This window comes from Vibrio diazotrophicus (assembly GCF_038452265.1).
Classification (GTDB): domain Bacteria; phylum Pseudomonadota; class Gammaproteobacteria; order Enterobacterales; family Vibrionaceae; genus Vibrio; species Vibrio diazotrophicus.
The window spans coordinates 3012155-3035099 of record NZ_CP151842.1 but is presented as its reverse complement, the minus strand read 5'-3'; the positions used below and the strand labels follow the sequence as shown (position 1 = coordinate 3035099).

Annotated in this window: 14 protein-coding genes, 5 tRNA genes and 2 rRNA genes; 18 read left to right on the top strand and 3 right to left on the bottom strand. The window is 45.3% G+C overall.

Annotated elements, in window-relative coordinates:
* The first annotated feature begins 113 nt into the window (after positions 1 to 113).
* The 3 genes from AAGA51_RS14055 (at position 114) to AAGA51_RS14045 (ending at position 3332) form a co-directional block, all read left to right on the top strand.
* Positions 114 to 3003 (top strand): 23S ribosomal RNA (locus AAGA51_RS14055).
* A gap of 106 nt (positions 3004 to 3109) precedes the next feature.
* Positions 3110 to 3225 (top strand): 5S ribosomal RNA (rrf, locus tag AAGA51_RS14050).
* A gap of 30 nt (positions 3226 to 3255) precedes the next feature.
* Positions 3256 to 3332 (top strand) — tRNA-Asp (locus AAGA51_RS14045).
* A 516-nt stretch (positions 3333 to 3848) separates the two neighbouring features.
* Here the strand turns inward: AAGA51_RS14045 and pssA are convergent.
* Together pssA and AAGA51_RS14035 are read right to left on the bottom strand one after the other, a co-directional pair.
* Positions 3849 to 5189, bottom strand: coding sequence for a CDP-diacylglycerol--serine O-phosphatidyltransferase (gene pssA / locus AAGA51_RS14040; RefSeq protein WP_042490405.1), 1341 nt, complete (start codon positions 5187 to 5189; stop codon positions 3849 to 3851).
* A gap of 92 nt (positions 5190 to 5281) precedes the next feature.
* Positions 5282 to 5722 carry a GNAT family N-acetyltransferase gene (locus AAGA51_RS14035; RefSeq protein ID WP_042490403.1) on the bottom strand — a complete coding sequence of 147 codons (441 nt, stop codon included), beginning with the start codon at positions 5720 to 5722 and terminating at the stop codon, positions 5282 to 5284.
* A 49-nt stretch (positions 5723 to 5771) separates the two neighbouring features.
* Here AAGA51_RS14035 and murB point away from each other — a divergent pair, with 49 nt between their 5' ends.
* Positions 5772 to 6842, top strand: a complete 1071-nt coding sequence (gene murB, locus AAGA51_RS14030) for a UDP-N-acetylmuramate dehydrogenase (RefSeq protein ID WP_373279151.1) — start codon at positions 5772 to 5774, stop codon at positions 6840 to 6842.
* Positions 6843 to 7805, top strand: coding sequence for a bifunctional biotin--[acetyl-CoA-carboxylase] ligase/biotin operon repressor BirA (gene birA, locus AAGA51_RS14025; RefSeq protein WP_042490402.1), 963 nt, complete (start codon positions 6843 to 6845; stop codon positions 7803 to 7805).
* A 34-nt stretch (positions 7806 to 7839) separates the two neighbouring features.
* Here the strand turns inward: birA and coaA are convergent, their stop codons facing one another.
* Positions 7840 to 8763 (bottom strand): type I pantothenate kinase, encoded by a 924-nt coding sequence (gene coaA / locus AAGA51_RS14020; protein ID WP_042490401.1) that lies wholly within the window; start codon positions 8761 to 8763, stop codon positions 7840 to 7842.
* 208 nt (positions 8764 to 8971) lie between these two features.
* Between coaA and AAGA51_RS14015 the strand changes: the two genes are divergently transcribed.
* The 13 genes from AAGA51_RS14015 (at position 8972) to rpoC (ending at position 22936) form a co-directional block, all read left to right on the top strand.
* Positions 8972 to 9047, top strand: a tRNA-Thr gene (locus AAGA51_RS14015).
* 69 nt (positions 9048 to 9116) lie between these two features.
* A tRNA-Tyr gene (locus AAGA51_RS14010) sits at positions 9117 to 9201 on the top strand.
* A 34-nt stretch (positions 9202 to 9235) separates the two neighbouring features.
* A tRNA-Gly gene (locus tag AAGA51_RS14005) sits at positions 9236 to 9310 on the top strand.
* Positions 9311 to 9324: 14 nt separating this feature from the next.
* Positions 9325 to 9400 (top strand) — tRNA-Thr (locus tag AAGA51_RS14000).
* 104 nt (positions 9401 to 9504) lie between these two features.
* Complete coding sequence (gene tuf / locus AAGA51_RS13995; protein ID WP_342291494.1) at positions 9505 to 10689, top strand: elongation factor Tu; 1185 nt, start codon at positions 9505 to 9507, stop codon at positions 10687 to 10689.
* Positions 10690 to 10928: 239 nt separating this feature from the next.
* On the top strand, positions 10929 to 11306 hold the full coding sequence (gene secE, locus AAGA51_RS13990; RefSeq protein ID WP_042490180.1) for a preprotein translocase subunit SecE: 378 nt from the start codon (positions 10929 to 10931) through the stop codon (positions 11304 to 11306).
* Between the two features lie 12 nt (positions 11307 to 11318).
* A complete protein-coding gene (nusG, locus tag AAGA51_RS13985) occupies positions 11319 to 11867 on the top strand; it encodes a transcription termination/antitermination protein NusG (RefSeq protein WP_042490183.1) in 549 nt (182 codons plus the stop codon).
* A gap of 185 nt (positions 11868 to 12052) precedes the next feature.
* Positions 12053 to 12481, top strand: coding sequence for a 50S ribosomal protein L11 (gene rplK / locus AAGA51_RS13980; RefSeq protein WP_042490185.1), 429 nt, complete (start codon positions 12053 to 12055; stop codon positions 12479 to 12481).
* Between the two features lie 4 nt (positions 12482 to 12485).
* Positions 12486 to 13187, top strand: a complete 702-nt coding sequence (gene rplA / locus AAGA51_RS13975; protein ID WP_042490187.1) for a 50S ribosomal protein L1 — start codon at positions 12486 to 12488, stop codon at positions 13185 to 13187.
* Positions 13188 to 13469: 282 nt separating this feature from the next.
* Positions 13470 to 13958 carry a 50S ribosomal protein L10 gene (rplJ, locus tag AAGA51_RS13970; RefSeq protein ID WP_042490190.1) on the top strand — a complete coding sequence of 163 codons (489 nt, stop codon included), beginning with the start codon at positions 13470 to 13472 and terminating at the stop codon, positions 13956 to 13958.
* Positions 13959 to 14017: 59 nt separating this feature from the next.
* Positions 14018 to 14386 carry a 50S ribosomal protein L7/L12 gene (gene rplL / locus AAGA51_RS13965; protein ID WP_042490192.1) on the top strand — a complete coding sequence of 123 codons (369 nt, stop codon included), beginning with the start codon at positions 14018 to 14020 and terminating at the stop codon, positions 14384 to 14386.
* Between the two features lie 231 nt (positions 14387 to 14617).
* A complete protein-coding gene (gene rpoB / locus AAGA51_RS13960) occupies positions 14618 to 18646 on the top strand; it encodes a DNA-directed RNA polymerase subunit beta (protein ID WP_042490194.1) in 4029 nt (1342 codons plus the stop codon).
* An 87-nt stretch (positions 18647 to 18733) separates the two neighbouring features.
* Positions 18734 to 22936, top strand: coding sequence for a DNA-directed RNA polymerase subunit beta' (gene rpoC / locus AAGA51_RS13955; protein WP_042490196.1), 4203 nt, complete (start codon positions 18734 to 18736; stop codon positions 22934 to 22936).
* Positions 22937 to 22945: the final 9 nt, after the last annotated feature.

The window sequence follows — 22945 nt, the reverse complement described above, 5'->3', positions numbered from 1 at the left end:
TAAGTATTCATATTTGAGTCCGGCAAAATCGAAATGTCTCTCGCTCATTCAAATAATGAGAGACAACTAAACCTTGGTTGTTTGCCATACATAAAGACCTCTTGGGGTTGTATGGTTAAGTGACTAAGCGTACACGGTGGATGCCTTGGCAGTCAGAGGCGATGAAGGACGTATTAACTTGCGATAAGCGTAGATAAGGCAGTAAAAGCCACTTGAGTCTACGATTTCCGAATGGGGAAACCCACTCACATAAGTGAGTATCATTAACTGAATACATAGGTTAATGAGGCGAACCGGGAGAACTGAAACATCTAAGTACCCCGAGGAAAAGAAATCAATTGAGATTCCGAAAGTAGCGGCGAGCGAAATTGGATTAGCCCTTAAGCTTTTAATGACACAGGTGAAGGCTCTGGAAAGTGCCGCGATACCGGGTGATAGCCCCGTAACCGACATGTCATTTTAAGTGAAAACGAGTAAGGCGGGACACGTGATATCCTGTTTGAATATGGGGGGACCATCCTCCAAGGCTAAATACTCCTGACTGACCGATAGTGAACCAGTACCGTGAGGGAAAGGCGAAAAGAACCCCTGTGAGGGGAGTGAAATAGAACCTGAAACCGTGTACGTACAAGCAGTAGGAGCCTCTTCGTGGGGTGACTGCGTACCTTTTGTATAATGGGTCAGCGACTTATATTCAGTGGCAAGGTTAACCGTATAGGGGAGCCGTAGGGAAACCGAGTCTTAACTGGGCGTTCAGTCTCTGGATATAGACCCGAAACCGAGTGATCTAGCCATGGGCAGGTTGAAGATTGAGTAACATCAATTGGAGGACCGAACCGACTAATGTTGAAAAATTAGCGGATGACTTGTGGCTAGGGGTGAAAGGCCAATCAAACTCGGAGATAGCTGGTTCTCCCCGAAAGCTATTTAGGTAGCGCCTCGGACGAATACTACTGGGGGTAGAGCACTGTTAAGGCTAGGGGGTCATCCCGACTTACCAACCCTTTGCAAACTCCGAATACCAGTAAGTACTATCCGGGAGACACACGGCGGGTGCTAACGTCCGTCGTGGAGAGGGAAACAACCCAGACCGCCAGCTAAGGTCCCAAATGATTACTAAGTGGGAAACGATGTGGGAAGGCTCAGACAGCTAGGATGTTGGCTTAGAAGCAGCCATCATTTAAAGAAAGCGTAATAGCTCACTAGTCGAGTCGGCCTGCGCGGAAGATGTAACGGGGCTAAGTAATCAACCGAAGCTGCGGCAATGCAATTTATTGTATTGGGTAGGGGAGCGTTCTGTAAGCCGTTGAAGGTGTGTTGTAAAGCATGCTGGAGGTATCAGAAGTGCGAATGCTGACATGAGTAACGATAAAGGGGGTGAAAAACCTCCTCGCCGGAAGACCAAGGGTTCCTGTCCAACGTTAATCGGGGCAGGGTGAGTCGACCCCTAAGGCGAGGCCGAAAGGCGTAGTCGATGGGAAACGGGTTAATATTCCCGTACTTCTTACAATTGCGATGGGGGGACGGAGAAGGCTAGGTGGGCCTGGCGACGGTTGTCCAGGTTCAAGTGCGTAGGCTTGAGAGTTAGGTAAATCCGGCTCTCTTTAAGGCTGAGACACGATGTCGAGCTACTACGGTAGTGAAGTCATTGATGCCATGCTTCCAGGAAAAGCCTCTAAGCTTCAGATTGTAAGGAATCGTACCCCAAACCGACACAGGTGGTCGGGTAGAGAATACCAAGGCGCTTGAGAGAACTCGGGTGAAGGAACTAGGCAAAATGGTACCGTAACTTCGGGAGAAGGTACGCTCTTGACGGTGAAGTCCCTCGCGGATGGAGCTGATGAGAGTCGCAGATACCAGGTGGCTGCAACTGTTTATTAAAAACACAGCACTGTGCAAAATCGTAAGATGACGTATACGGTGTGACGCCTGCCCGGTGCCGGAAGGTTAATTGATGGGGTTAGACTTCGGTCGAAGCTCTTGATCGAAGCCCCGGTAAACGGCGGCCGTAACTATAACGGTCCTAAGGTAGCGAAATTCCTTGTCGGGTAAGTTCCGACCTGCACGAATGGCGTAATGATGGCCACGCTGTCTCCACCCGAGACTCAGTGAAATTGAAATCGCTGTGAAGATGCAGTGTACCCGCGGCTAGACGGAAAGACCCCGTGAACCTTTACTACAGCTTGGCACTGAACATTGAACCTACATGTGTAGGATAGGTGGGAGGCTTTGAAGCGCAGACGCTAGTTTGTGTGGAGCCGTCCTTGAAATACCACCCTTGTATGTTTGATGTTCTAACTCAGACCCGTTATCCGGGTCGAGGACAGTGCCTGGTGGGTAGTTTGACTGGGGCGGTCTCCTCCCAAAGAGTAACGGAGGAGCACGAAGGTGGGCTAAACACGGTTGGACATCGTGTGGTTAGTGCAATGGCATAAGCCCGCTTGACTGCGAGAATGACAATTCGAGCAGGTGCGAAAGCAGGTCATAGTGATCCGGTGGTTCTGAATGGAAGGGCCATCGCTCAACGGATAAAAGGTACTCCGGGGATAACAGGCTGATACCGCCCAAGAGTTCATATCGACGGCGGTGTTTGGCACCTCGATGTCGGCTCATCACATCCTGGGGCTGAAGTCGGTCCCAAGGGTATGGCTGTTCGCCATTTAAAGTGGTACGCGAGCTGGGTTTAGAACGTCGTGAGACAGTTCGGTCCCTATCTGCCGTGGGCGTTGGAGAATTGAAGGGGGCTGCTCCTAGTACGAGAGGACCGGAGTGGACGAACCTCTGGTGTTCGGGTTGTTACGCCAGTAGCATTGCCCGGTAGCTAAGTTCGGAATTGATAACCGCTGAAAGCATCTAAGCGGGAAGCAAGCCCTGAGATGAGTTCTCCCTGGCACTTTAAGTGTCCTAAAGGGTTGTTCGAGACTAGAACGTTGATAGGCAGGGTGTGTAAGTGCTGTGAGGCATTGAGCTAACCTGTACTAATTGCCCGTGAGGCTTAACCATACAACACCCAAGGGGTTTTGTGGGCTCAAAGCAAGAGCAGAATTGAATGTGTAGAGAACATGCTCTTTATTAAAGAGAAAACAGCTTTCCGAATTTTAAAATTTTGCTTGGCGACCATAGCGATTTGGACCCACCTGATTCCATGCCGAACTCAGAAGTGAAACGAATTAGCGCCGATGGTAGTGTGGGGTCTCCCCATGTGAGAGTAGGACATCGCCAGGCTTTTATTTAGCACCAAGCGCTAACCAATGCGGAGCGGTAGTTCAGTTGGTTAGAATACCGGCCTGTCACGCCGGGGGTCGCGGGTTCGAGTCCCGTCCGCTCCGCCACTATTTGAAGCCTCGTCAGAAATGACGGGGCTTTTTTGCGTCTGGAGAAAGACGAACCAACACGAAGCGGCAGCTCAGTGGGTTTCACTTGGTTTAAGAGAAAGCCGACTTGTCACGCCGGGGGGCGCGCCAAGTAAAGTAATAGGAAGTCCCGTCCGCTCCGAGACTATTTTGAAGCCTTGTCAGAAATGACAGGGATATTTTGTATTTGGAGAAAGGCGAACGGATGTGGAGCAGTAGTTCTGCTGCTTGCTTTTGTTTAAGAGCCGAACAGTCTGTCACTACGTAGATACAAAAAGCAAACTATGTGAAGTTCCAGCGGTTCCGCTGTATACCCTAAACCAAAATAGAAAGTAAGCTGCGCAAGATAAGAATATCTGAGCTTTACACGCCCTAGGTATTAATTTAAGAAGTCACCTCCATCGTTTTCATTACACATTCTTAAATGTTTCACTACCTCTAAAAACAGATATAAAAAAACCGACACAGTGGTGTCGGTTTCTTGATTATGTGCTTTTACAGTATTTGTTTTAAGACTCTGTCCGCTTTCACTCGAGTGATCTTCCGTACTAAGCGTTGTACCGCTTCTGGGTAGTCTTCAAGCTTCTCTAATTGTCTGTATGTACAAACTAAGTGAGTATGCTGAAGAATGTTTTGGATCTCTTTCTCAAACTGCTCTGTTAACAAGTGGTAGTCATCTTTTACCAATAGAGCATTCTCTAAATCGAGTTTCCAAGCTCTAGGATTTAGGTTATTCCCCGTTAACAACATATAGCGTTTGTCTACCCAAATCCCTTTTAGGTGGAAGCTATTGTCTTCGTGCTTCCATAGGTGAATGGACAGTTTACGGCTGGCAATGTTAGCTTCATTCGCTTTAGCGAAGCGACGCAGGTTTATCTCATAAAGATAAGGTAGCCCGCCAATCGTCTTGAATTCTTCTTCCGGTGAAATGTAGAAGTCGTTTGCTGTTTTATCGCCAATGATGATATGTACTTTAACGCCACGTTTGAGCGCCTTCTTTACTTCCTTTGCGATACTTCTTGGGAAATTAAAATAAGGTGTGCAGATGAATACTTCATCTTTCGCTTGAGCGATAAGTTGTACGATGTATTGGTTAAGTCTGTTACGACGCTTACCTAAACCAACAATTGGGGTAATAGCAACTTTGTCCTGAGCAACAACATCCGGTTCAAACTTGTAGCTTGCCTGAGCCAGTGAAGCTCTGAATTGACGAATATCGGTTTTGATCTCTTTCGTTGCTGGTTTATCTTGAGCACTAAGATCATTAACCGCAGGATGGGCTAACATCTCTTCTTGAACGAATTTGACCATGCTGTCAGCTAAGGTGGCATTTTCGATTGAATGGTACCGATCAAAGCGATAACGTTCTTTATAGTGTAGGTAAACGTTGTTTAAGCTGGCTCCGCTATATATGACAGTATCATCAATAACAAAACCTTTCAGATGTAACACGCCAAAAACTTCACGGCCGCGTACAGGGATTCCATAAGTTGGAATGGTATGTTTGTACTCTTGGTTAAACTTTTTATAAGCCGCAGCATTACCTTCGGAGGTTGCTTTACCTATTAGGCCGCGTTGTGCTCGGTGCCAATCGACACATATATTAATATCTAATCCAGGATTACGTTGCTTAGCTTCGAACAACTCAGTAAGAATCTCTCGGCCAGCTTCATCGTCTTCTAGGTATAGGGCTACAAGGTAAATTCGCTTACTAGCCTGGCGAATTGACTCAATGAGATGAGTACGAAATTCTTTGGCAGAGAAGAGAATGGCAAATTTAGTCGGATCTTGCGCAATAGTCGGCAGCTGGTCGAATGGGTTTCTACGAGCGATCATTTTGAATGCTTTACCTTACTTATGTGCAAATGTGCAAATGTGCGAACAACGGATAATACCAAACTAGTGAAACAAAAGGCTAGAAAAGCTGTTTAAACTTCACTGCGCTCGGCAAAAAACTGCATTGGAATGAGATCTTTACCGTTTTGACTGTATCTAAGAAATAAGGTTCTAAGGTCATTTGGTAATTCTTCAATATCTATTTTTTTGAAGTTAGCCTGTTCATAGAAGTTTTGTAGATGGGTATAAGAAAAACAAAAATCATTTTTGGCCAAAACCTCGTTTAAGCAATAGTTGAGTAGTTGAGAGCCTATACCTTCCCCTCTTTTGGATTCATCTACAGCCATCCCAGTTAGCAACCTACATTCTGCAATCGAGCGAAATCGTACTACAGCAACCATAGAAAAATCGCTATACGCAACAATCGATAATTCGTCACTTTTAGGTTTAGTGCTTGGGTAATGTTGTTTGTAGAAGCGTTTAAGCAGTGGGAGTTTTATTGGATCTAAGTGTCCAAACTTGAGTTCAGGCATTTGTGTCTTATCATGGCATCTGTTGTAGAATGTCCGAAGTTTAGTTTATCTGAAGAGTCTCATGCAATTACATAGCCCTTTGCAATTACATCACGATGTGAATTTAGCCCCTTATCATACGTTTGGCATTGAGCAGTTATGCCATACATTAGTATTCATTGAAACAGTCGATGATCTAAAAGAAGTGTATCGTTCTCCACTGCTTAAAGCTTTGCCCAAATTGATGTTAGGTAAGGGGAGCAACATGCTTTTTACCGAGACCTATCAAGGTTTGATCATGGTTAACCGTATGCTTGGCATTAAGCACACTCAAGATGAAGACTTTCATTATTTGCATGTAGAGGGCGGGGAAGATTGGCCGGATCTCGTTGAATGGAGTATAAACGAGAATATATCAGGGTTAGAGAACTTGGCTTTGATTCCCGGATGCGCCGGTTCTGCTCCAATACAAAACATTGGCGCTTATGGGGTAGAGTTTCAAGATGTGTGTGAATACGTTGACTACCTTTGCCTAGATTCATTGCAAGTTAAGCGTCTCACTAAAGAAGAATGTGCTTTTGGCTACCGAGATTCTATTTTTAAGAAAACGCTTTATAACAAGGCAATCGTCGTCGCAGTGGGTCTTAAACTCACTAAGCATTGGCAACCAAACATTAACTATGGTCCTTTAAAAGAACTCGGCGAAGACTGCTCTGCCAGACAAGTGTTTGAGCGTGTATGTCAGGTTCGTAGTGAAAAATTACCTAATCCTGCTGTCATCGGAAATGCTGGAAGTTTCTTCAAAAACCCCGTTGTTATCGAGCAGCATTTTGAAATGCTAAAGTCTTCATTTCCAGATATTGTCGCCTATCCGGTTGCTGACGGTGTGAAGCTTGCCGCCGGATGGCTCATTGAACATGCGGGACTTAAAGGAACAGTACATGGCGGAGCTCAGGTTCATCCTAATCAGTCTTTAGTATTGATTAACAAAGGCAATGCCACAGCCCAAGATATCGTTGAATTGGCTGGCATAGTCCGAAGTAAAGTACTAGAGACGTATGGTGTATTGTTGGAACATGAAGTTCGCTTCATGGGGCGAGACAAAGAAACGTATTTGAGTTGTTTGATTGGAGAATCATGAGTGAAAAATCCAGACGTAAAGTTAAAGTTACTGAGTAAGCTATCTGATGGCTCTTTTCACTCGGGAGAATCGTTAGGCGAAGATCTTGGAATGTCTCGTGCGGCGATCAGTAAGCATATCAAAGGCATTCAGGAGTGGGGCGTTGATATCTTCCGTGTTCAAGGAAAAGGATATCAATTGTCTCAACCGCTGATCATGTTGGATGAAACTTTAATCCAATCAAAGGTTTCAAATCCGGTAGAGCTTCATCCAGTAATCGGCTCAACCAACCAGTACTTGATTGATAATACTGCCAACTTGCAGTCCGGTACGGTTTGTATTGCTGAGTATCAAGAGAGTGGTCGAGGCAGACGTGGACGCCATTGGGTATCGCCATTCGGTGCAAACCTATATTTATCAATGTACTGGCGTCTTGATGCTGGTATGGCTGCAGCGATGGGGCTTAGCCTTGTTGTTGGTGTTGCTATGGTAGAGGCTCTAGAAAATATGGGCTTGGAAGGTGTGAAACTGAAATGGCCAAACGACCTTTATTATCAAGACCGAAAACTGGCGGGCATATTAGTCGAGATGTCAGGTCAAGCCGGTGGCGCAGCACACTTGGTTATCGGTATGGGTATGAATTTGGCGATGCAAGATCGTGATTCTGCTATCGATCAGCCTTGGGCAAGTTTGTCTGAGGTGATCGGTACCGATCATATTGATCGCAATGTTTTGGCTGCAGAGTTTATTAACACCCTAGATACAGCGTTAAAGAATTACGAAATTCACGGTATGCAAAACTTTGTAGAACGTTGGAATCGCTTAGATAACTTTATCGGGCGTAAAGTTAAGCTCATTATGGGAACGAATGAGGTCACGGGAATAGAACGTGGTATTGATGAGCAAGGTGGTGTTCTATTGGAAACAGAACAAGGCATTAAGAGTTTTATCGGTGGCGAGATTTCCTTAAGAAACAACGAATAAAAAAGAGGCTGAGGCCTCTTTTTATGTTTTATCGTTACTTACGAAGAAGTATCTCTTCCACGGTATGGTTGAGGCCTTTTTTCAAAATCAGTTGAGCCCGTTCTTTCGTAGGAAGAATGTTCCCTTGTAGGTTCTTACCATTAATTGAATGCCAAATTTGTTTCGCTTTTGCGATGGCTTCTTCTGTGCTTAATGAAGTGTAATGGCTGAAATAAGAACCCGGCTCTTTGAATGCACTGTCTCTGAATTTCATAAAGCGTTCAACATACCATTTTTCGATCATCTGGCTATCTGCATCGACATAGATAGAGAAATCAAGAAAATCAGAAATAAACACTCGATGAGGATCGTGCGGATAATCCATGCCACTTTGTAGAACATTGAGCCCTTCTATGATCAATACGTCAGGGCGATCGACAACTTTCTTCTGCTCTGTGATGTCATAAGTCAGGTGTGAATAAACAGGGACTTCGACATTCGGTTTCCCTGCTTTGACATCGGAAACAAATTGAACAAGGCTACGTATATCATAAGATTCAGGAAATCCTTTCTTATGCATAATACCGCGCTCTTCCAATATTCTATTTGGATGTAGAAAGCCATCGGTCGTGACGAGTTCAACCTTAGAATGGTTTTCCCATCGGGCGAGCAAAGCTCTTAGTAAGCGAGCTGTTGTACTCTTTCCCACAGCGACACTGCCTGCAATCCCAATGATAAAAGGGGGAGCGCTTTCTTTATTACCGAGAAACTGATTGAGCACGCTATTACGACTCTGTCTTGCCGCGACATACAAGTTAAGAAGGCGAGCGAGAGGGAGATAGATTTCTACAGTCTCTTTTACCGTCAAATTCTCATTGATACCTTGCAACTCTTGCAGATCACTTTCTGACAGCATCATTGGCACTGAATTGCGAAGTTCAGACCATTGTTGGCGATCAAAAGACAAATATGGGGTCATAACATGCTCAATTGTCGAAATTAGAGTAAGACCAGCGAACATACAATATGGTAGCCACAATTCAAACGAGAAAGATGGAATATTTAGTGTTTAGGCGTGAATTCGCTTGAAAAATCATCGAACAAACAAAAGAACGCGAAATTTCGCATTTTTTTTCTCATAAGTATTGCAAGCCAATAAATCATTCACTAGAATGCGCACCACTTATGCCGACTTAGCTCAGTAGGTAGAGCAACTGACTTGTAATCAGTAGGTCACCAGTTCGATTCCGGTAGTCGGCACCATTTTCTCCTTTGTGAGAGCTTTTCTGTAATGAAAACTGCTTATTAATGAGAGAAGTGGCGTAAAAATTTGGAGGGGTTCCCGAGTGGCCAAAGGGAGCAGACTGTAAATCTGCCGGCTCCGCCTTCGATGGTTCGAATCCGTCCCCCTCCACCATATTATTAGGAAATAGCTCTCAGAGTTACGTGTTGCGGGCATCGTATAATGGCTATTACCTCAGCCTTCCAAGCTGATGATGCGGGTTCGATTCCCGCTGCCCGCTCCACTCCATTTAAGAGTGCTGATATAGCTCAGATGGTAGAGCGCATCCTTGGTAAGGATGAGGTCGGCAGTTCGATTCTGCCTATCAGCACCAGCTCTAAGCAAACTTTTCCTTTTGATATATACTTTTTACTACCAAATTTTTGGTTGCGTGGTCATTTATAAAGCCACTTAAATCCGTACCTAGAGGGACAACTCATGTCTAAAGAAAAATTTGAACGTACGAAACCGCACGTAAACGTTGGTACTATCGGCCACGTTGACCACGGTAAAACAACTCTAACAGCAGCTATCTGTACTACTCTATCAAAAGTATACGGTGGTTCAGCTCGTGACTTCGCATCTATCGATAACGCTCCAGAAGAGCGTGAGCGCGGTATCACAATCTCTACTTCACACGTAGAGTACGATACTCCAGCTCGTCACTACGCACACGTAGACTGCCCAGGACACGCTGACTATGTTAAAAACATGATCACTGGTGCTGCGCAAATGGACGGTGGTATCTTAGTTGTTGCTGCAACAGATGGTCCAATGCCACAAACTCGTGAGCACATCCTACTAGGCCGTCAGGTTGGTATCCCTTACATCATCGTATTCATGAACAAATGTGACATGGTAGATGACGAAGAGCTACTAGAACTAGTAGAAATGGAAGTTCGTGAACTTCTATCTGAGTACGATTTCCCAGGTGATGACCTACCAGTTATCCAAGGTTCAGCACTAGGCGCGCTAAACGGCGAAGCACAGTGGGAAGAGAAAATCATCGAGCTTGCTAAAGCACTAGATGAGTACATTCCAGAGCCAGAGCGTGCAGTAGACATGCCGTTCCTAATGCCAATCGAAGACGTATTCTCAATCCAAGGTCGTGGTACAGTAGTAACTGGCCGTATCGAGCGCGGTATTCTACGTGTAGGTGATGAAGTAGCGATCGTTGGTATCCACGACACTACAACTACTACATGTACTGGTGTTGAGATGTTCCGTAAGCTTCTAGACGAAGGTCGTGCGGGTGAGAACGTTGGTGCACTTCTACGTGGTACTAAGCGTGACGAAGTTGAACGTGGTCAAGTACTAGCGAAACCAGGTTCAATCACTCCACACACTAAGTTTGAGTCAGAAGTATACGTACTGTCTAAAGATGAAGGTGGCCGTCATACTCCATTCTTCAAAGGCTACCGTCCACAGTTCTACTTCCGTACAACTGACGTAACTGGTGATATCTCTCTACCAGAAGGCGTAGAAATGGTAATGCCAGGCGACAACATCCAAATGATTGTAGAGCTAATCGCTCCAATCGCAATGGATGAAGGTCTACGTTTCGCGATCCGCGAAGGTGGCCGTACAGTTGGTGCTGGTGTTGTAGCTAAAATCTTTGAATAAGATTTGACGTGACACTAGTAAAAAGGGCATCATTTGATGCCCTTTTTATGCGCTGTATTAAGCATTAGCTAGTTTTTTATACAAGCAAGTGTGAAAACAGGACTATTTGTTAAAGAATTTAGCTCTTTAACAAATAAAAAAGAGAGTGCATCGAGGTATTTTACCTTGATGTTATGGATTTGCCCTGCAGCAGCGGGGTTGTTGTCGTCTATAGTAAGACTTGTGTGACAGGTTGGTTTATGAAAGCAAATGCTGAAGCTCCTGATAGCTCAAATGCAGCAGATACATTTAAGTGGATTGTCACTTTCGTTCTGCTAGCTGCCGCTGTTGTGGGTAATTACCTGTATGGTGAATTGTCTGTAGTGATTCGCGCTGCAGGTGTAATTGTGTTAATTGCTGCTGCGCTAGGCGTCGCTGCAACAACATCAAAAGGCAAAGCCGCAATTAGTTTTGCACGTGAATCACGAATGGAAGTTCGTAAAGTTGTTTGGCCTACACGCCAAGAAACGATGCAAACAACACTAATTGTGTTAGCGGTAAGTATTGTAATGGCTCTAGTACTTTGGGGCATTGACGGAATTATGGTTCGTCTAGTGGCCTTTGCTACTGGGGTATAGAGGGTTTAATACATGAGTGAAGCTCCAAAAAAACGCTGGTATGTAGTTCAAGCCTTCTCTGGCTTTGAAGGTCGCGTAGCACAATCTCTACGTGAACATATCAAGATGCACAGCATGGAAGATCTATTCGGTGAAGTGCTTGTCCCAACTGAAGAAGTTGTTGAGATGCGCGCGGGTCAACGCCGTAAAAGTGAACGTAAATTCTTCCCTGGTTACGTGCTTGTGCAAATGATTATGAATGATGAATCTTGGCACTTAGTACGTAGCGTCCCTCGTGTAATGGGCTTCATTGGTGGTACTTCTGATCGTCCAGCGCCAATTACTGATAAAGAAGCAGACGCGATTCTGAACCGTCTAGAGAAGGCGAGCGAAGCTCCACGTCCTAAGACTATGTTCGAAGCGGGTGAAGTGGTTCGTGTTAACGAAGGTCCATTTGCTGACTTTAACGGTACGGTTGAAGAAGTGGATTATGAGAAGAGCCGCCTGAAAGTGTCTGTATCGATCTTTGGTCGTGCGACACCAGTTGAGCTTGAATTTGGACAAGTTGAAAAGGTTGACTAAAAAAACACCTTTTAGGCTTGTTTAAGGCGCGAATGCTAGCTATAATTTCGCGCCTTTTTACAGGTATTAATACCATTTTTGAGTGTTACCACTTGAGAATCAGGTTTTCTAAACCTTTAATTGGTTTTGTTACTTCGGGGAGCTGATTGTTAATTAGCGTTTGAACCCAAAATTTAGGAAATATCATGGCTAAGAAAGTTGAAGCTTATATCAAGCTGCAAGTTGCAGCGGGTATGGCTAACCCAAGTCCACCAGTTGGTCCTGCTCTAGGTCAACGTGGTGTGAACATCATGGAATTCTGTAAAGCGTTCAACGCACGTACAGAATCTATCGAGAAAGGTCTACCTACTCCAGTTGTTATCACTGTATACAGCGACCGTTCTTTCACATTCGAAACTAAGACTCCACCTGCAGCAGTTCTTCTTAAGAAAGCAGCTGGTATCAAGTCTGGTTCTGGTCGTCCAAACACTGAAAAAGTGGGTACTATCACTGACGCTCAAATCCAAGAAATCGCAGAAACTAAAGCTGCTGATATGACTGGTGCTGACATCGAAGCGATGAAGCGTTCTATCGCTGGTACTGCTCGTTCAATGGGCCTAGTGGTAGAGGGTTAATATAATGGCAAAACTAACTAAGCGTATGCGTACAATCCGCGAGAAAGTGGATGTAACTAAAGAGTACGAAATCAACGAAGCTGTTGCTCTTCTTAAAGAACTAGCAACTGCAAAATTCGTAGAGTCTGTTGACGTTGCTGTTAACCTAGGTATCGACGCTCGTAAATCTGACCAAAACGTACGTGGTGCAACTGTACTACCACACGGTACTGGTCGTGATATCCGTGTTGCTGTATTCACTCAAGGTGCAAACGCTGAAGCTGCTAAAGCTGCAGGCGCTGACCTAGTGGGTATGGAAGACCTAGCTGATCAAGTTAAGAAAGGTGTTATGGACTTCGACGTAGTTATCGCATCTCCAGATGCAATGCGCGTTGTAGGTCAACTTGGTACCATCCTTGGTCCACGTGGTCTAATGCCAAACCCTAAAGTTGGTACTGTAACTCCTAACGTTGCTGAAGCGGTTAAGAACGCTAAAGCTGGTCAGGTTCGTTACCGTAACGACAAGAACGGTATCATCCACACTACTATTGGTAAGGTGTCTTTCGAAGCTAACCAACTACAAGAGAACTTAGAAGCTCTACTAGTTGCGCTTAAGAAAGCAAAACCATCTTCAGCGAAAGGTACTTTCCTGAAGAAGGTAAGCATCTCTACTACTATGGGTGCTGGTGTTGCTGTTGATCAGAATACTCTGAACACTCAAGCATAATGCATTTGCTTAGGCGCAAAATTTGTGTATAATTTTGCGCCTAATATTTGTGGTTGGGGCTGAAGCCCGATTCTCTGAATCAGAATTCAGTCTCCGTCCAAGACCGTAGGCGTTATCATTCGATAACTTAATACAACCTACGTAGATGGTGCCCGAACCTGACAGAAAGATTTCATTTTTTATTTTAAAGAATGGGTTACCTTTCTTCTGGAACTGCACCTAATAATCTCTCACTGTTGTGACAATAGTGAGTGGTGTAATATCAACCAGGAGTAATCCAAGATGGCTTTAAACCTTCAAGACAAACAAGCAATTGTTGCTGAAGTCAACGAAGCGGCCAGTGGTGCACTTTCTGCAGTTGTAGCTGACTCTCGTGGTGTACAAGTTGCTGCTATGACAACTCTACGTAAACAAGCTCGTGAAGCTGGTGTTTACCTAAAAGTTGTTCGTAACACACTTGCACGTCGCGCTGTAGAAGGCACAGCTTACGAATGTCTACAAGACGTATTCGTAGGTCCAACTTTGATCGGCTTCTCTAATGAGCACCCAGGTGCTGCAGCACGTCTTTTTAAAGACTTCGCTAAAGAGAACAAAGCATTCGAAATCAAAGCTGCTGCATTCGAAGGTTCTATCACTGACGTTGAAGTACTAGCGACACTACCAACTTACGACGAAGCAATCGCACGACTAATGATGTGCATGAAAGAAGCTTCTGCTGGCAAATTGGTACGTACTATCGCTGCTATCCGTGATCAAAAAGAAGCTGCTTAATTGCCTTGCTTTTTACTGGTTGCAAAATAAACTTATTGTTGACTTAAAAGAGAATTGTTATGTCTATTACTAACGAGCAAATCCTAGACGCAGTTGCAGAAATGTCTGTAATGCAAGTTGTTGAACTAATCACTGCAATGGAAGAAAAATTCGGTGTTTCTGCTGCTGCTGCAGTTGTAGCTGGCGGCGCTGCTGCTGGTGCAGCTGTTGAAGAGCAAACTGAATTCAACGTAATCCTAACTGCTGCTGGTGCGAACAAAGTTTCTGTAATCAAAGCAGTACGTGGTGCAACTGGCCTAGGTCTTAAAGAAGCTAAAGCTCTAGTTGACGGCGCTCCAGCTCCTCTGAAAGAAGCTGTTTCTAAAGAAGAAGCAGAAGCACTGAAGAAAGAGCTTGAAGAAGCTGGTGCAACTGTTGAAGTTAAGTAATAATTACTTAATTTCTTAGCCGAAAGGCTAATGGCTGGTGGTTTAATAACCACCGGCCTTTTTGCGCTGTAGGGTATGGGCGAATTTTCCCGCTGTTTAAGCGTCCCATATTCATGCAAAAAGCGGAAGTCGAACTGACAAACCGTCACTACAGTAAACAGCGATTTAGTCACTGTCCTAAACCTTCAAGGTGGACAGTTTGGGTCACTTATCAGCGAGCTGAGGAACCCCATGGTTTACTCTTATACCGAGAAAAAGCGCATCCGTAAGGACTTTGGTACTCGTCCACAAGTACTGGACATTCCATACCTGCTATCGATCCAGCTCGATTCATTCGATAAATTTATCGAACAGGATCCTGAGGGACAATACGGTCTTGAAGCTGCTTTTCGTTCTGTATTTCCAATTCAGAGCTACAACGGCAATTCAGAGCTGCAATACGTTAGCTACCGTCTTGGTGAGCCAGTTTTTGACGTTAAAGAATGTCAAATCCGTGGTGTAACTTATTCAAAACCACTGCGCGTAAAACTACGCCTTGTGATTTTTGATAAAGACGCGCCAGCAGGTACTGTCAAAGATATTAAAGAACAAGAAGTCTACATGGGTGAAATTCCACTCATGACAGATAATGGTACCTTTGTAATTAATGGTACCGAGAGGGTTATCGTATCCCAGCTGCACAGAAGCCCAGGCGTATTCTTCGACAGCGATAAGGGTAAGACCCACTCTTCAGGTAAAGTTCTATATAACGCGCGTATCATTCCTTACCGTGGTTCATGGTTGGATTTCGAATTCGATCCAAAGGATAACCTATACGTACGTATTGACCGCCGTCGTAAACTACCAGCATCGATCATTCTTCGTGCTCTAGGTAAGACGACTGAAGAGATCCTTGATATCTTCTTCGAAAAAGTAAACTTCGAAGTGAAAGACCAAACTCTAATGATGGAGTTGGTGCCTGAGCGTCTACGTGGTGAAACGGCTACGTTTGACATCGAAGCTGATGGCAAGGTCTATGTAGAGAAAGGTCGTCGCGTTACGGCTCGTCACATCCGTCAACTTGAAAAAGATGGCGTTGAATTCATTGAAGTACCAGTTGAATACACAGTTGGTAAAGTATCTTCTAAAGATTACATCAATGAAGCGACTGGCGAAGTAATCATCGCGGCTAACCAAGAGATTAGCCTAGAAGCACTAGCGAACTTATCTCAAGCGGGATACAAAAAACTAGAAGTTCTATTTACGAACGATCTAGACCACGGTCCATTCATGTCTGACACTGTCCGTGTTGACAGCACAACTGACCGTATTTCTGCGCTTGTAGAAATCTACCGCATGATGCGCCCTGGCGAGCCGCCAACGAAAGAAGCGGCTGAAACGCTATTTAATAGCCTATTCTTCTCTGAAGAACGTTACGATCTATCAACTGTAGGTCGTATGAAGTTCAACAGCTCAATCGGTCGTGAAGACGCTGGTGAGCAAGGCACTCTTGATGAAACTGATATCATCGAAGTGATGAAGAAGCTTATCGCGATCCGTAACGGTATTGGCGAAGTGGACGATATCGACCACCTTGGCAACCGTCGTATCCGTAGCGTAGGCGAAATGGCAGAAAACCAATTCCGTGTTGGTCTTGTACGTGTTGAACGCGCAGTTAAAGAACGTCTAAGCCTAGGCGATCTAGATAACGTGATGCCACAAGATCTGATCAACGCGAAACCGATTTCTGCTGCTGTAAAAGAATTCTTTGGTTCTTCACAGCTTTCACAATTTATGGACCAAAACAACCCGCTTTCAGAAGTTACGCACAAACGTCGTATTTCTGCATTGGGTCCTGGTGGCCTTACTCGTGAACGTGCTGGCTTCGAAGTACGTGACGTACACGTAACTCACTACGGTCGTCTATGTCCTATCGAAACGCCTGAAGGTCCAAACATCGGTTTGATCAACTCTTTATCTGCGTTTGCACGTTGTAACGAGTACGGTTTCCTAGAAACTCCGTACCGTCGTGTAGTTGATGGTGTTGTTACTGATGAAGTTGATTACCTATCAGCTATCGAGGAAGGTCAATTCGTTATCGCTCAGGCGAACGCGAAGCTGACAGAAGAAAGCACTTTTGCTGACGAACTGATCACAGCACGTCAAAAAGGTGAATCTGGTCTTCACCCTCGTGAACACGTTGACTACATGGACGTTGCTACAAACCAAGTAGTATCTATCGCAGCTTCGCTTATCCCGTTCCTAGAACACGATGACGCGAACCGTGCATTGATGGGTGCGAACATGCAACGTCAGGCAGTTCCAACTCTAAGAGCAGACAAGCCTCTAGTTGGTACTGGTATTGAACGTAACGTAGCTGTTGACTCAGGTGTAACTGCTGTTGCTAAACGTGGTGGTGTTGTTCAGTCTGTGGACGCATCTCGTATCGTTGTTAAGGTTAATGAAGAAGAGTTGGTACCAGGTGAAGCGGGTATCGATATCTACAACCTAACTAAGTACACACGTTCAAACCAAAACACATGTATCAACCAGCGTCCTTGTGTGATGCCAGGTGAACTTGTTGCTCGTGGTGACGTAGTTGCAGATGGTCCTTCAACTGACCTAGGCGAATTGGCTCTTGGCCAAAACATGCGTATCGCATTTATGCCTTGGAACGGTTACAACTTCGAAGACTCGATCTTAGTTTCTGAGCGTGTTGTTCAAGAAGACCGCTTTACCACTATCCACATTCAAGAACTATCTTGTGTGGCTCGTGATACTAAGCTTGGTGCTGAAGAGATCACTGCGGATATTCCAAACGTAGGTGAAGCTGCTCTATCTAAATTGGATGAGTCAGGTATCGTTTACATTGGTGCAGAAGTTAAGGGTGGCGACATCCTAGTTGGTAAAGTAACACCTAAAGGTGAAACTCAGCTAACTCCAGAAGAGAAGCTACTACGCGCTATCTTCGGTGAAAAAGCTTCTGACGTTAAAGATACTTCACTACGTGTGCCTAACTCTGTTGCAGGTACGGTTATCGATGTACAAGTCTTCACTCGCGATGGCGTAGAGAAAGACAAGCGTGCACTTGAAATCGAACAAATGCAGCTGAAAGAAGCGAAGAAAGATCTTACTGAAGAGTTCCAAATTCTTGAAGGCGGTCTATTTGCACGTGTTCGTTCTCTGCTACTTACTGCAGGCTACAGCGAAGCTAAAGTTGAATCTATCGACCGTAAGCAGTTGCTAGAACAAACGCTAGAAGACGACGAACTACAAACTCAGCTAGAACAGCTAGCAGAGCAGTACGACGAACTGAAAGCTGACTTCGATAAGAAATTCGAAGCTAAGCGTCGCAAGATCACTCAAGGTGATGATCTAGCACCAGGTGTACTGAAGATCGTTAAAGTTTACCTAGCGGTGAAACGTCGCATCCAACCGGGTGATAAGATGGCGGGTCGTCACGGTAACAAGGGTGTAATCTCTAAGATCAACCCTGTTGAAGACATGCCTTACGATGAAACTGGTCAGCCAGTCGATATCGTACTTAACCCACTGGGTGTACCTTCGCGTATGAACATCGGTCAGATCCTAGAAGTTCACTTAGGTCTGGCGGCTAAAGGTATTGGTGACAAGATCAACCAAATGATTAAGGAACAGCAAGAGCTTGCTAAGCTGCGCGAATTCCTACAGAAGGTTTACGATCTTGGTGAAACTCGTCAGAACGTTGACATCGCTTCTATGAGCGATGAAGAAGTACGTGTGCTGGCTGGTAACCTACGCAACGGTCTACCGATTGCAACACCAGTATTTGATGGCGCGAACGAAGCTTCAATCAAAGAACTATTGACACTGGCAGACCTTCCAACGTCTGGTCAGTTGACATTGTTCGATGGTCGTACAGGTGATGCGTTTGAGCGTCCTGTAACTGTTGGTTACATGTACATGCTGAAACTGAACCACCTTGTTGATGACAAGATGCATGCTCGTTCTACGGGTTCTTACAGCCTTGTTACTCAGCAACCACTTGGTGGTAAAGCTCAGTTCGGTGGTCAGCGTTTCGGTGAGATGGAAGTATGGGCACTTGAAGCTTACGGTGCTGCTTACACGCTACAAGAAATGCTAACAGTTAAGTCGGATGACGTTAACGGCCGTACTAAGATGTATAAGAACATCGTAGATGGCAACCACAGCATGGAACCTGGCATGCCAGAATCGTTCAACGTATTGTTGAAAGAGATTCGCTCGCTAGGTATCAACATCGAGCTAGAAGACGAAGAGTAATTCGTTTCTCGTCAGAGAAATGTGATTATCTGGTAGAAAGCAGCTGGCGTTTGGCTGGCTGCTTTTAACTCCTTACAGGAGCTGATTGTGAAAGACTTATTAAACTTTCTAAAAGCACAGCATAAGACCGAAGAATTTGATGCAATCAAAATCGGTCTGTCTTCACCAGACATGATTCGTTCATGGTCTTTTGGTGAAGTTAAAAAACCTGAAACGATTAACTATCGTACGTTCAAACCTGAACGTGATGGTCTGTTTTGTGCGCGTATTTTTGGCCCAGTAAAAGACTACGAATGTCTTTGTGGTAAATATAAGCGTCTAAAACACCGTGGTGTTATCTGTGAGAAGTGTGGCGTTGAAGTTACACAGACTAAAGTTCGTCGTGACCGTATGGGCCACATCGAGCTTGCATCTCCAGTTGCTCACATCTGGTTCCTAAAATCTCTACCATCTCGTATCGGTCTATTAATGGATATGCCGCTACGTGATATCGAGCGCGTTCTTTACTTCGAAATGTACGTAGTAACGGAACCTGGCATGACTGATCTTGAAAAAGGTCAAATGCTGACTGAGGAAGAGTACCTAGATCGCCTAGAAGAGTGGGGTGATGAATTCTCCGCTAAGATGGGTGCTGAAGCGATCAAAGATCTATTAAGCTCAATGGACCTTCATGCAGAAATCGAACAGATGCGTGAAGAGCTAGATACGACTAACTCAGAAACTAAGCGTAAGAAAGTAACGAAGCGTTTGAAGCTAGTTGAAGCATTCGTAAGTTCAGGTAACAAACCTGAGTGGATGATTCTGACTGTTCTTCCAGTGCTTCCGCCAGATCTACGTCCTCTAGTACCACTAGATGGCGGTCGCTTTGCGACTTCTGATCTGAACGATCTATACCGTCGTGTTATTAACCGTAACAACCGTTTGAAACGTCTTCTTGAGCTTGCTGCTCCAGACATCATCGTACGCAACGAAAAACGTATGCTACAAGAGTCTGTTGATGCGCTTCTAGACAACGGTCGTCGCGGTCGCGCGATCACAGGTTCGAACAAGCGTCCTCTGAAATCTCTTGCTGATATGATCAAGGGTAAACAAGGTCGTTTCCGTCAGAACCTTCTAGGTAAACGTGTAGACTACTCTGGCCGTTCTGTAATCACAGTAGGTCCATACCTTCGTCTGCACCAGTGTGGTCTTCCTAAGAAGATGGCACTTGAGCTATTCAAACCATTTATCTACAGCAAGCTAGAGACTCGTGGTCTTGCGACTACAATCAAAGCAGCTAAGAAAATGGTAGAGCGTGAAGAAGCTGTTGTATGGGATATCTTGGATGAAGTAATCCGCGAACACCCAGTGCTACTTAACCGTGCACCAACACTTCACCGTCTAGGTATCCAGGCATTTGAACCTGTACTTATCGAAGGTAAAGCGATTCAGCTACACCCACTAGTGTGTGCGGCGTATAACGCGGACTTCGATGGTGACCAAATGGCGGTGCACGTGCCTCTAACTCTAGAAGCACAGCTAGAAGCTCGTACTCTGATGATGTCGACAAACAACATTCTGTCGCCAGCGTCAGGTGATCCGATCATCGTACCTTCTCAGGACGTTGTATTGGGTCTGTACTACATGACTCGTGAGAAGATCAACGCGAAAGGTGAAGGCATGTACCTTGCTGGCCCAGAAGAGGCTGAAAAGGCATACCGCACTAAGAGCGCAGAGCTACACGCACGCGTTAAAGTACGTATTACAGAAACCGTTGTTGACGAAGATGGTAACAGCACAACAGAAACTAAGATGGTAGACACTACTGTCGGCCGTGCAATGTTGTGGCAAATCGTACCGTCAGGTCTTCCTTACAGCATCGTTAACCAAAAGCTAGGTAAGAAACAAATTTCTAACCTACTTAACGAGGCATACCGTAAGCTAGGTCTGAAAGATACTGTAATCTTCGCTGACCAAATCATGTACGCTGGTTTCGCTTATGCGGCACTTTCAGGTGTATCTGTTGGTATCGACGATATGGTTGTACCACCTGCGAAATACACTGAAATCGCAGAAGCGGAAGAAGAAGTACGCGAAATTCAAGAACAGTTCCAGTCTGGTCTTGTAACTGCGGGCGAACGCTACAACAAAGTGATCGATATTTGGGCATCGACCAACGATCGCGTAGCAAAAGCGATGATGGAGAACCTTTCATCTGAAATGGTTATTAACCGTGACGGTGAAGAAGAGAAGCAAGAGTCATTTAACAGCATCTATATGATGGCTGACTCAGGTGCTCGTGGTTCTGCAGCTCAGATTCGTCAGCTAGCAGGTATGCGTGGTCTGATGGCTCGTCCAGATGGTTCAATCATCGAGACGCCAATCACTGCGAACTTTAAAGAAGGTCTAAACGTACTTCAGTACTTTATCTCAACGCACGGTGCTCGTAAGGGTCTTGCGGATACAGCATTGAAGACAGCGAACTCAGGTTACCTAACACGTCGTCTAGTAGACGTTGCTCAAGACGTAGTAGTTTATGAGCACGACTGTGGCACCCATGAGGGTGTAGACATGATGCCTCACATCGAGGGTGGTGACGTTAAAGTTCCGCTAACTGAACTTGCGCTTGGTCGTGTGGTTGCAGAAGACATTCTGAAACCAGGTACAGAAGAAGTTCTAGTTCCTCGTAACACACTTCTTGATGAGAAATGGTGTCAGGTTCTAAACGACAACTCTGTTGACCGTATTAAAGTACGTTCAGTAGTAACCTGTGACGCAGACTTCGGTTGTTGTGCACTATGTTACGGTCGTGACCTAGCTCGTGGTCACCTAGTGAACCAAGGTGAAGCAGTAGGTGTTATCGCTGCTCAGTCTATCGGTGAACCGGGTACACAGTTAACGATGCGTACGTTCCACATCGGTGGTGCGGCATCTACGGCAGCAGCAGAGAACAGCATCCAAGCTAAGAACACTGGTTCTGTTAAGCTACACAATGCTAAGTTCGTAATTAACAAAGATGGCAAGCTAGTAATCACATCTCGTGCATCTGAGCTAACTATCATTGACGAATTTGGTCGTACCAAAGAGAAGCACAAACTTCCTTACGGTTCATTGCTAAGCAAAGCAGATAGCGACGCAGTTGAAGCTGGTGAAACAGTAGCAAACTGGGAAGCGCACACATTGCCAATCATCACTGAAGTGGCAGGTCGCATCCAGTTCGTAGACATGATCGATGGCGTAACCGTTTCTCGTCAAACAGATGATCTAACAGGTCTATCTTCAAGCGAAGTAACGGATGCAGCAGCTCGTCCAGCAGCAGGTAAAGATATGCGTCCAGCTATCAAACTTGTGGATGAGAAAGGTAACGATGTAGTGATCCCTGGTACAGATATGCCAGCTCAATACTTCCTACCTGGTAAAGCTATCGTGAACATCGAAGATGGCGCTGAAGTGAATGTGGGTGATACTCTTGCTCGTATTCCTCAGAAATCTGGCGGTAACCGAGACATCACGGGTGGTCTACCTCGCGTAGCAGACCTATTTGAAGCTCGTAAGCCGAAAGAGCCTGCAATCCTTGCTGAGTACACAGGTACTGTGTCGTTCGGTAAAGAGACTAAGGGTAAACGTCGTCTAGTTATCACTCGCGACAGCGGTGAAGTTTACGAAGAGATGATTCCTAAGCATCGTCAGTTGAACGTGTTTGAAGGTGAGCGTATCGAACGTGGTGACGTGATCGCAGATGGTCCAGAGTCTCCACATGACATCCTACGTCTGCGTGGTATCCATGCTGTAACTTCTTACATTGCTAACGAAGTTCAGGAAGTTTACCGTCTGCAAGGCGTTAAGATTAACGATAAGCACATCGAAACCATCGTTCGTCAGATGCTACGTAAGTGTACAATTACTTTCGCAGGTGACTCTGAGTTCCTACCTGGTGAGCAAGTTGAATACTCACAAGTTAAGATTGCTAACCGTGCTTTAGAAGCAGAAGGCAAAGAGCCAGCACGTTTCGAACGTGAACTTCTAGGTATCACGAAAGCGTCTCTAGCGACAGAATCGTTCATCTCTGCGGCATCGTTCCAAGAAACGACGCGCGTACTGACTGAAGCTGCGGTATCTGGTAAGCGTGATGACCTACGTGGTCTGAAAGAGAACGTTATCGTTGGTCGCTTGATTCCTGCTGGTACTGGTTTTGCGTACCACCAAGAGCGTCAATCTAAGCGTGAAGCTCAGAAAGAAGGCCCTTCAGCAGAGCAAGCTACGGATAACCTAGCTGCGCTACTGAACGCTGGTTTCTCTTCAGAAGAGTAATCGAACTAT

What these genes read in the sequence shown, in the direction of transcription:
- pssA (WP_042490405.1), bottom strand. Translation starts at nt 5,189, where the DNA reads ATGATCGCTCGTAGAAACCCATTCGACCAGCTGCCGACTATTGCGCAA.
- AAGA51_RS14035 (WP_042490403.1), bottom strand. Translation starts at nt 5,722, where the DNA reads ATGCCTGAACTCAAGTTTGGACACTTAGATCCAATAAAACTCCCACTG.
- coaA (WP_042490401.1), bottom strand. Translation starts at nt 8,763, where the DNA reads ATGACCCCATATTTGTCTTTTGATCGCCAACAATGGTCTGAACTTCGC.
- tuf (WP_342291494.1), top strand. Translation starts at nt 9,505, where the DNA reads ATGTCTAAAGAAAAATTTGAACGTACGAAACCGCACGTAAACGTTGGT.
- secE (WP_042490180.1), top strand. Translation starts at nt 10,929, where the DNA reads ATGAAAGCAAATGCTGAAGCTCCTGATAGCTCAAATGCAGCAGATACA.
- nusG (WP_042490183.1), top strand. Translation starts at nt 11,319, where the DNA reads ATGAGTGAAGCTCCAAAAAAACGCTGGTATGTAGTTCAAGCCTTCTCT.
- rplK (WP_042490185.1), top strand. Translation starts at nt 12,053, where the DNA reads ATGGCTAAGAAAGTTGAAGCTTATATCAAGCTGCAAGTTGCAGCGGGT.
- rplA (WP_042490187.1), top strand. Translation starts at nt 12,486, where the DNA reads ATGGCAAAACTAACTAAGCGTATGCGTACAATCCGCGAGAAAGTGGAT.
- rplJ (WP_042490190.1), top strand. Translation starts at nt 13,470, where the DNA reads ATGGCTTTAAACCTTCAAGACAAACAAGCAATTGTTGCTGAAGTCAAC.
- rplL (WP_042490192.1), top strand. Translation starts at nt 14,018, where the DNA reads ATGTCTATTACTAACGAGCAAATCCTAGACGCAGTTGCAGAAATGTCT.
- rpoB (WP_042490194.1), top strand. Translation starts at nt 14,618, where the DNA reads ATGGTTTACTCTTATACCGAGAAAAAGCGCATCCGTAAGGACTTTGGT.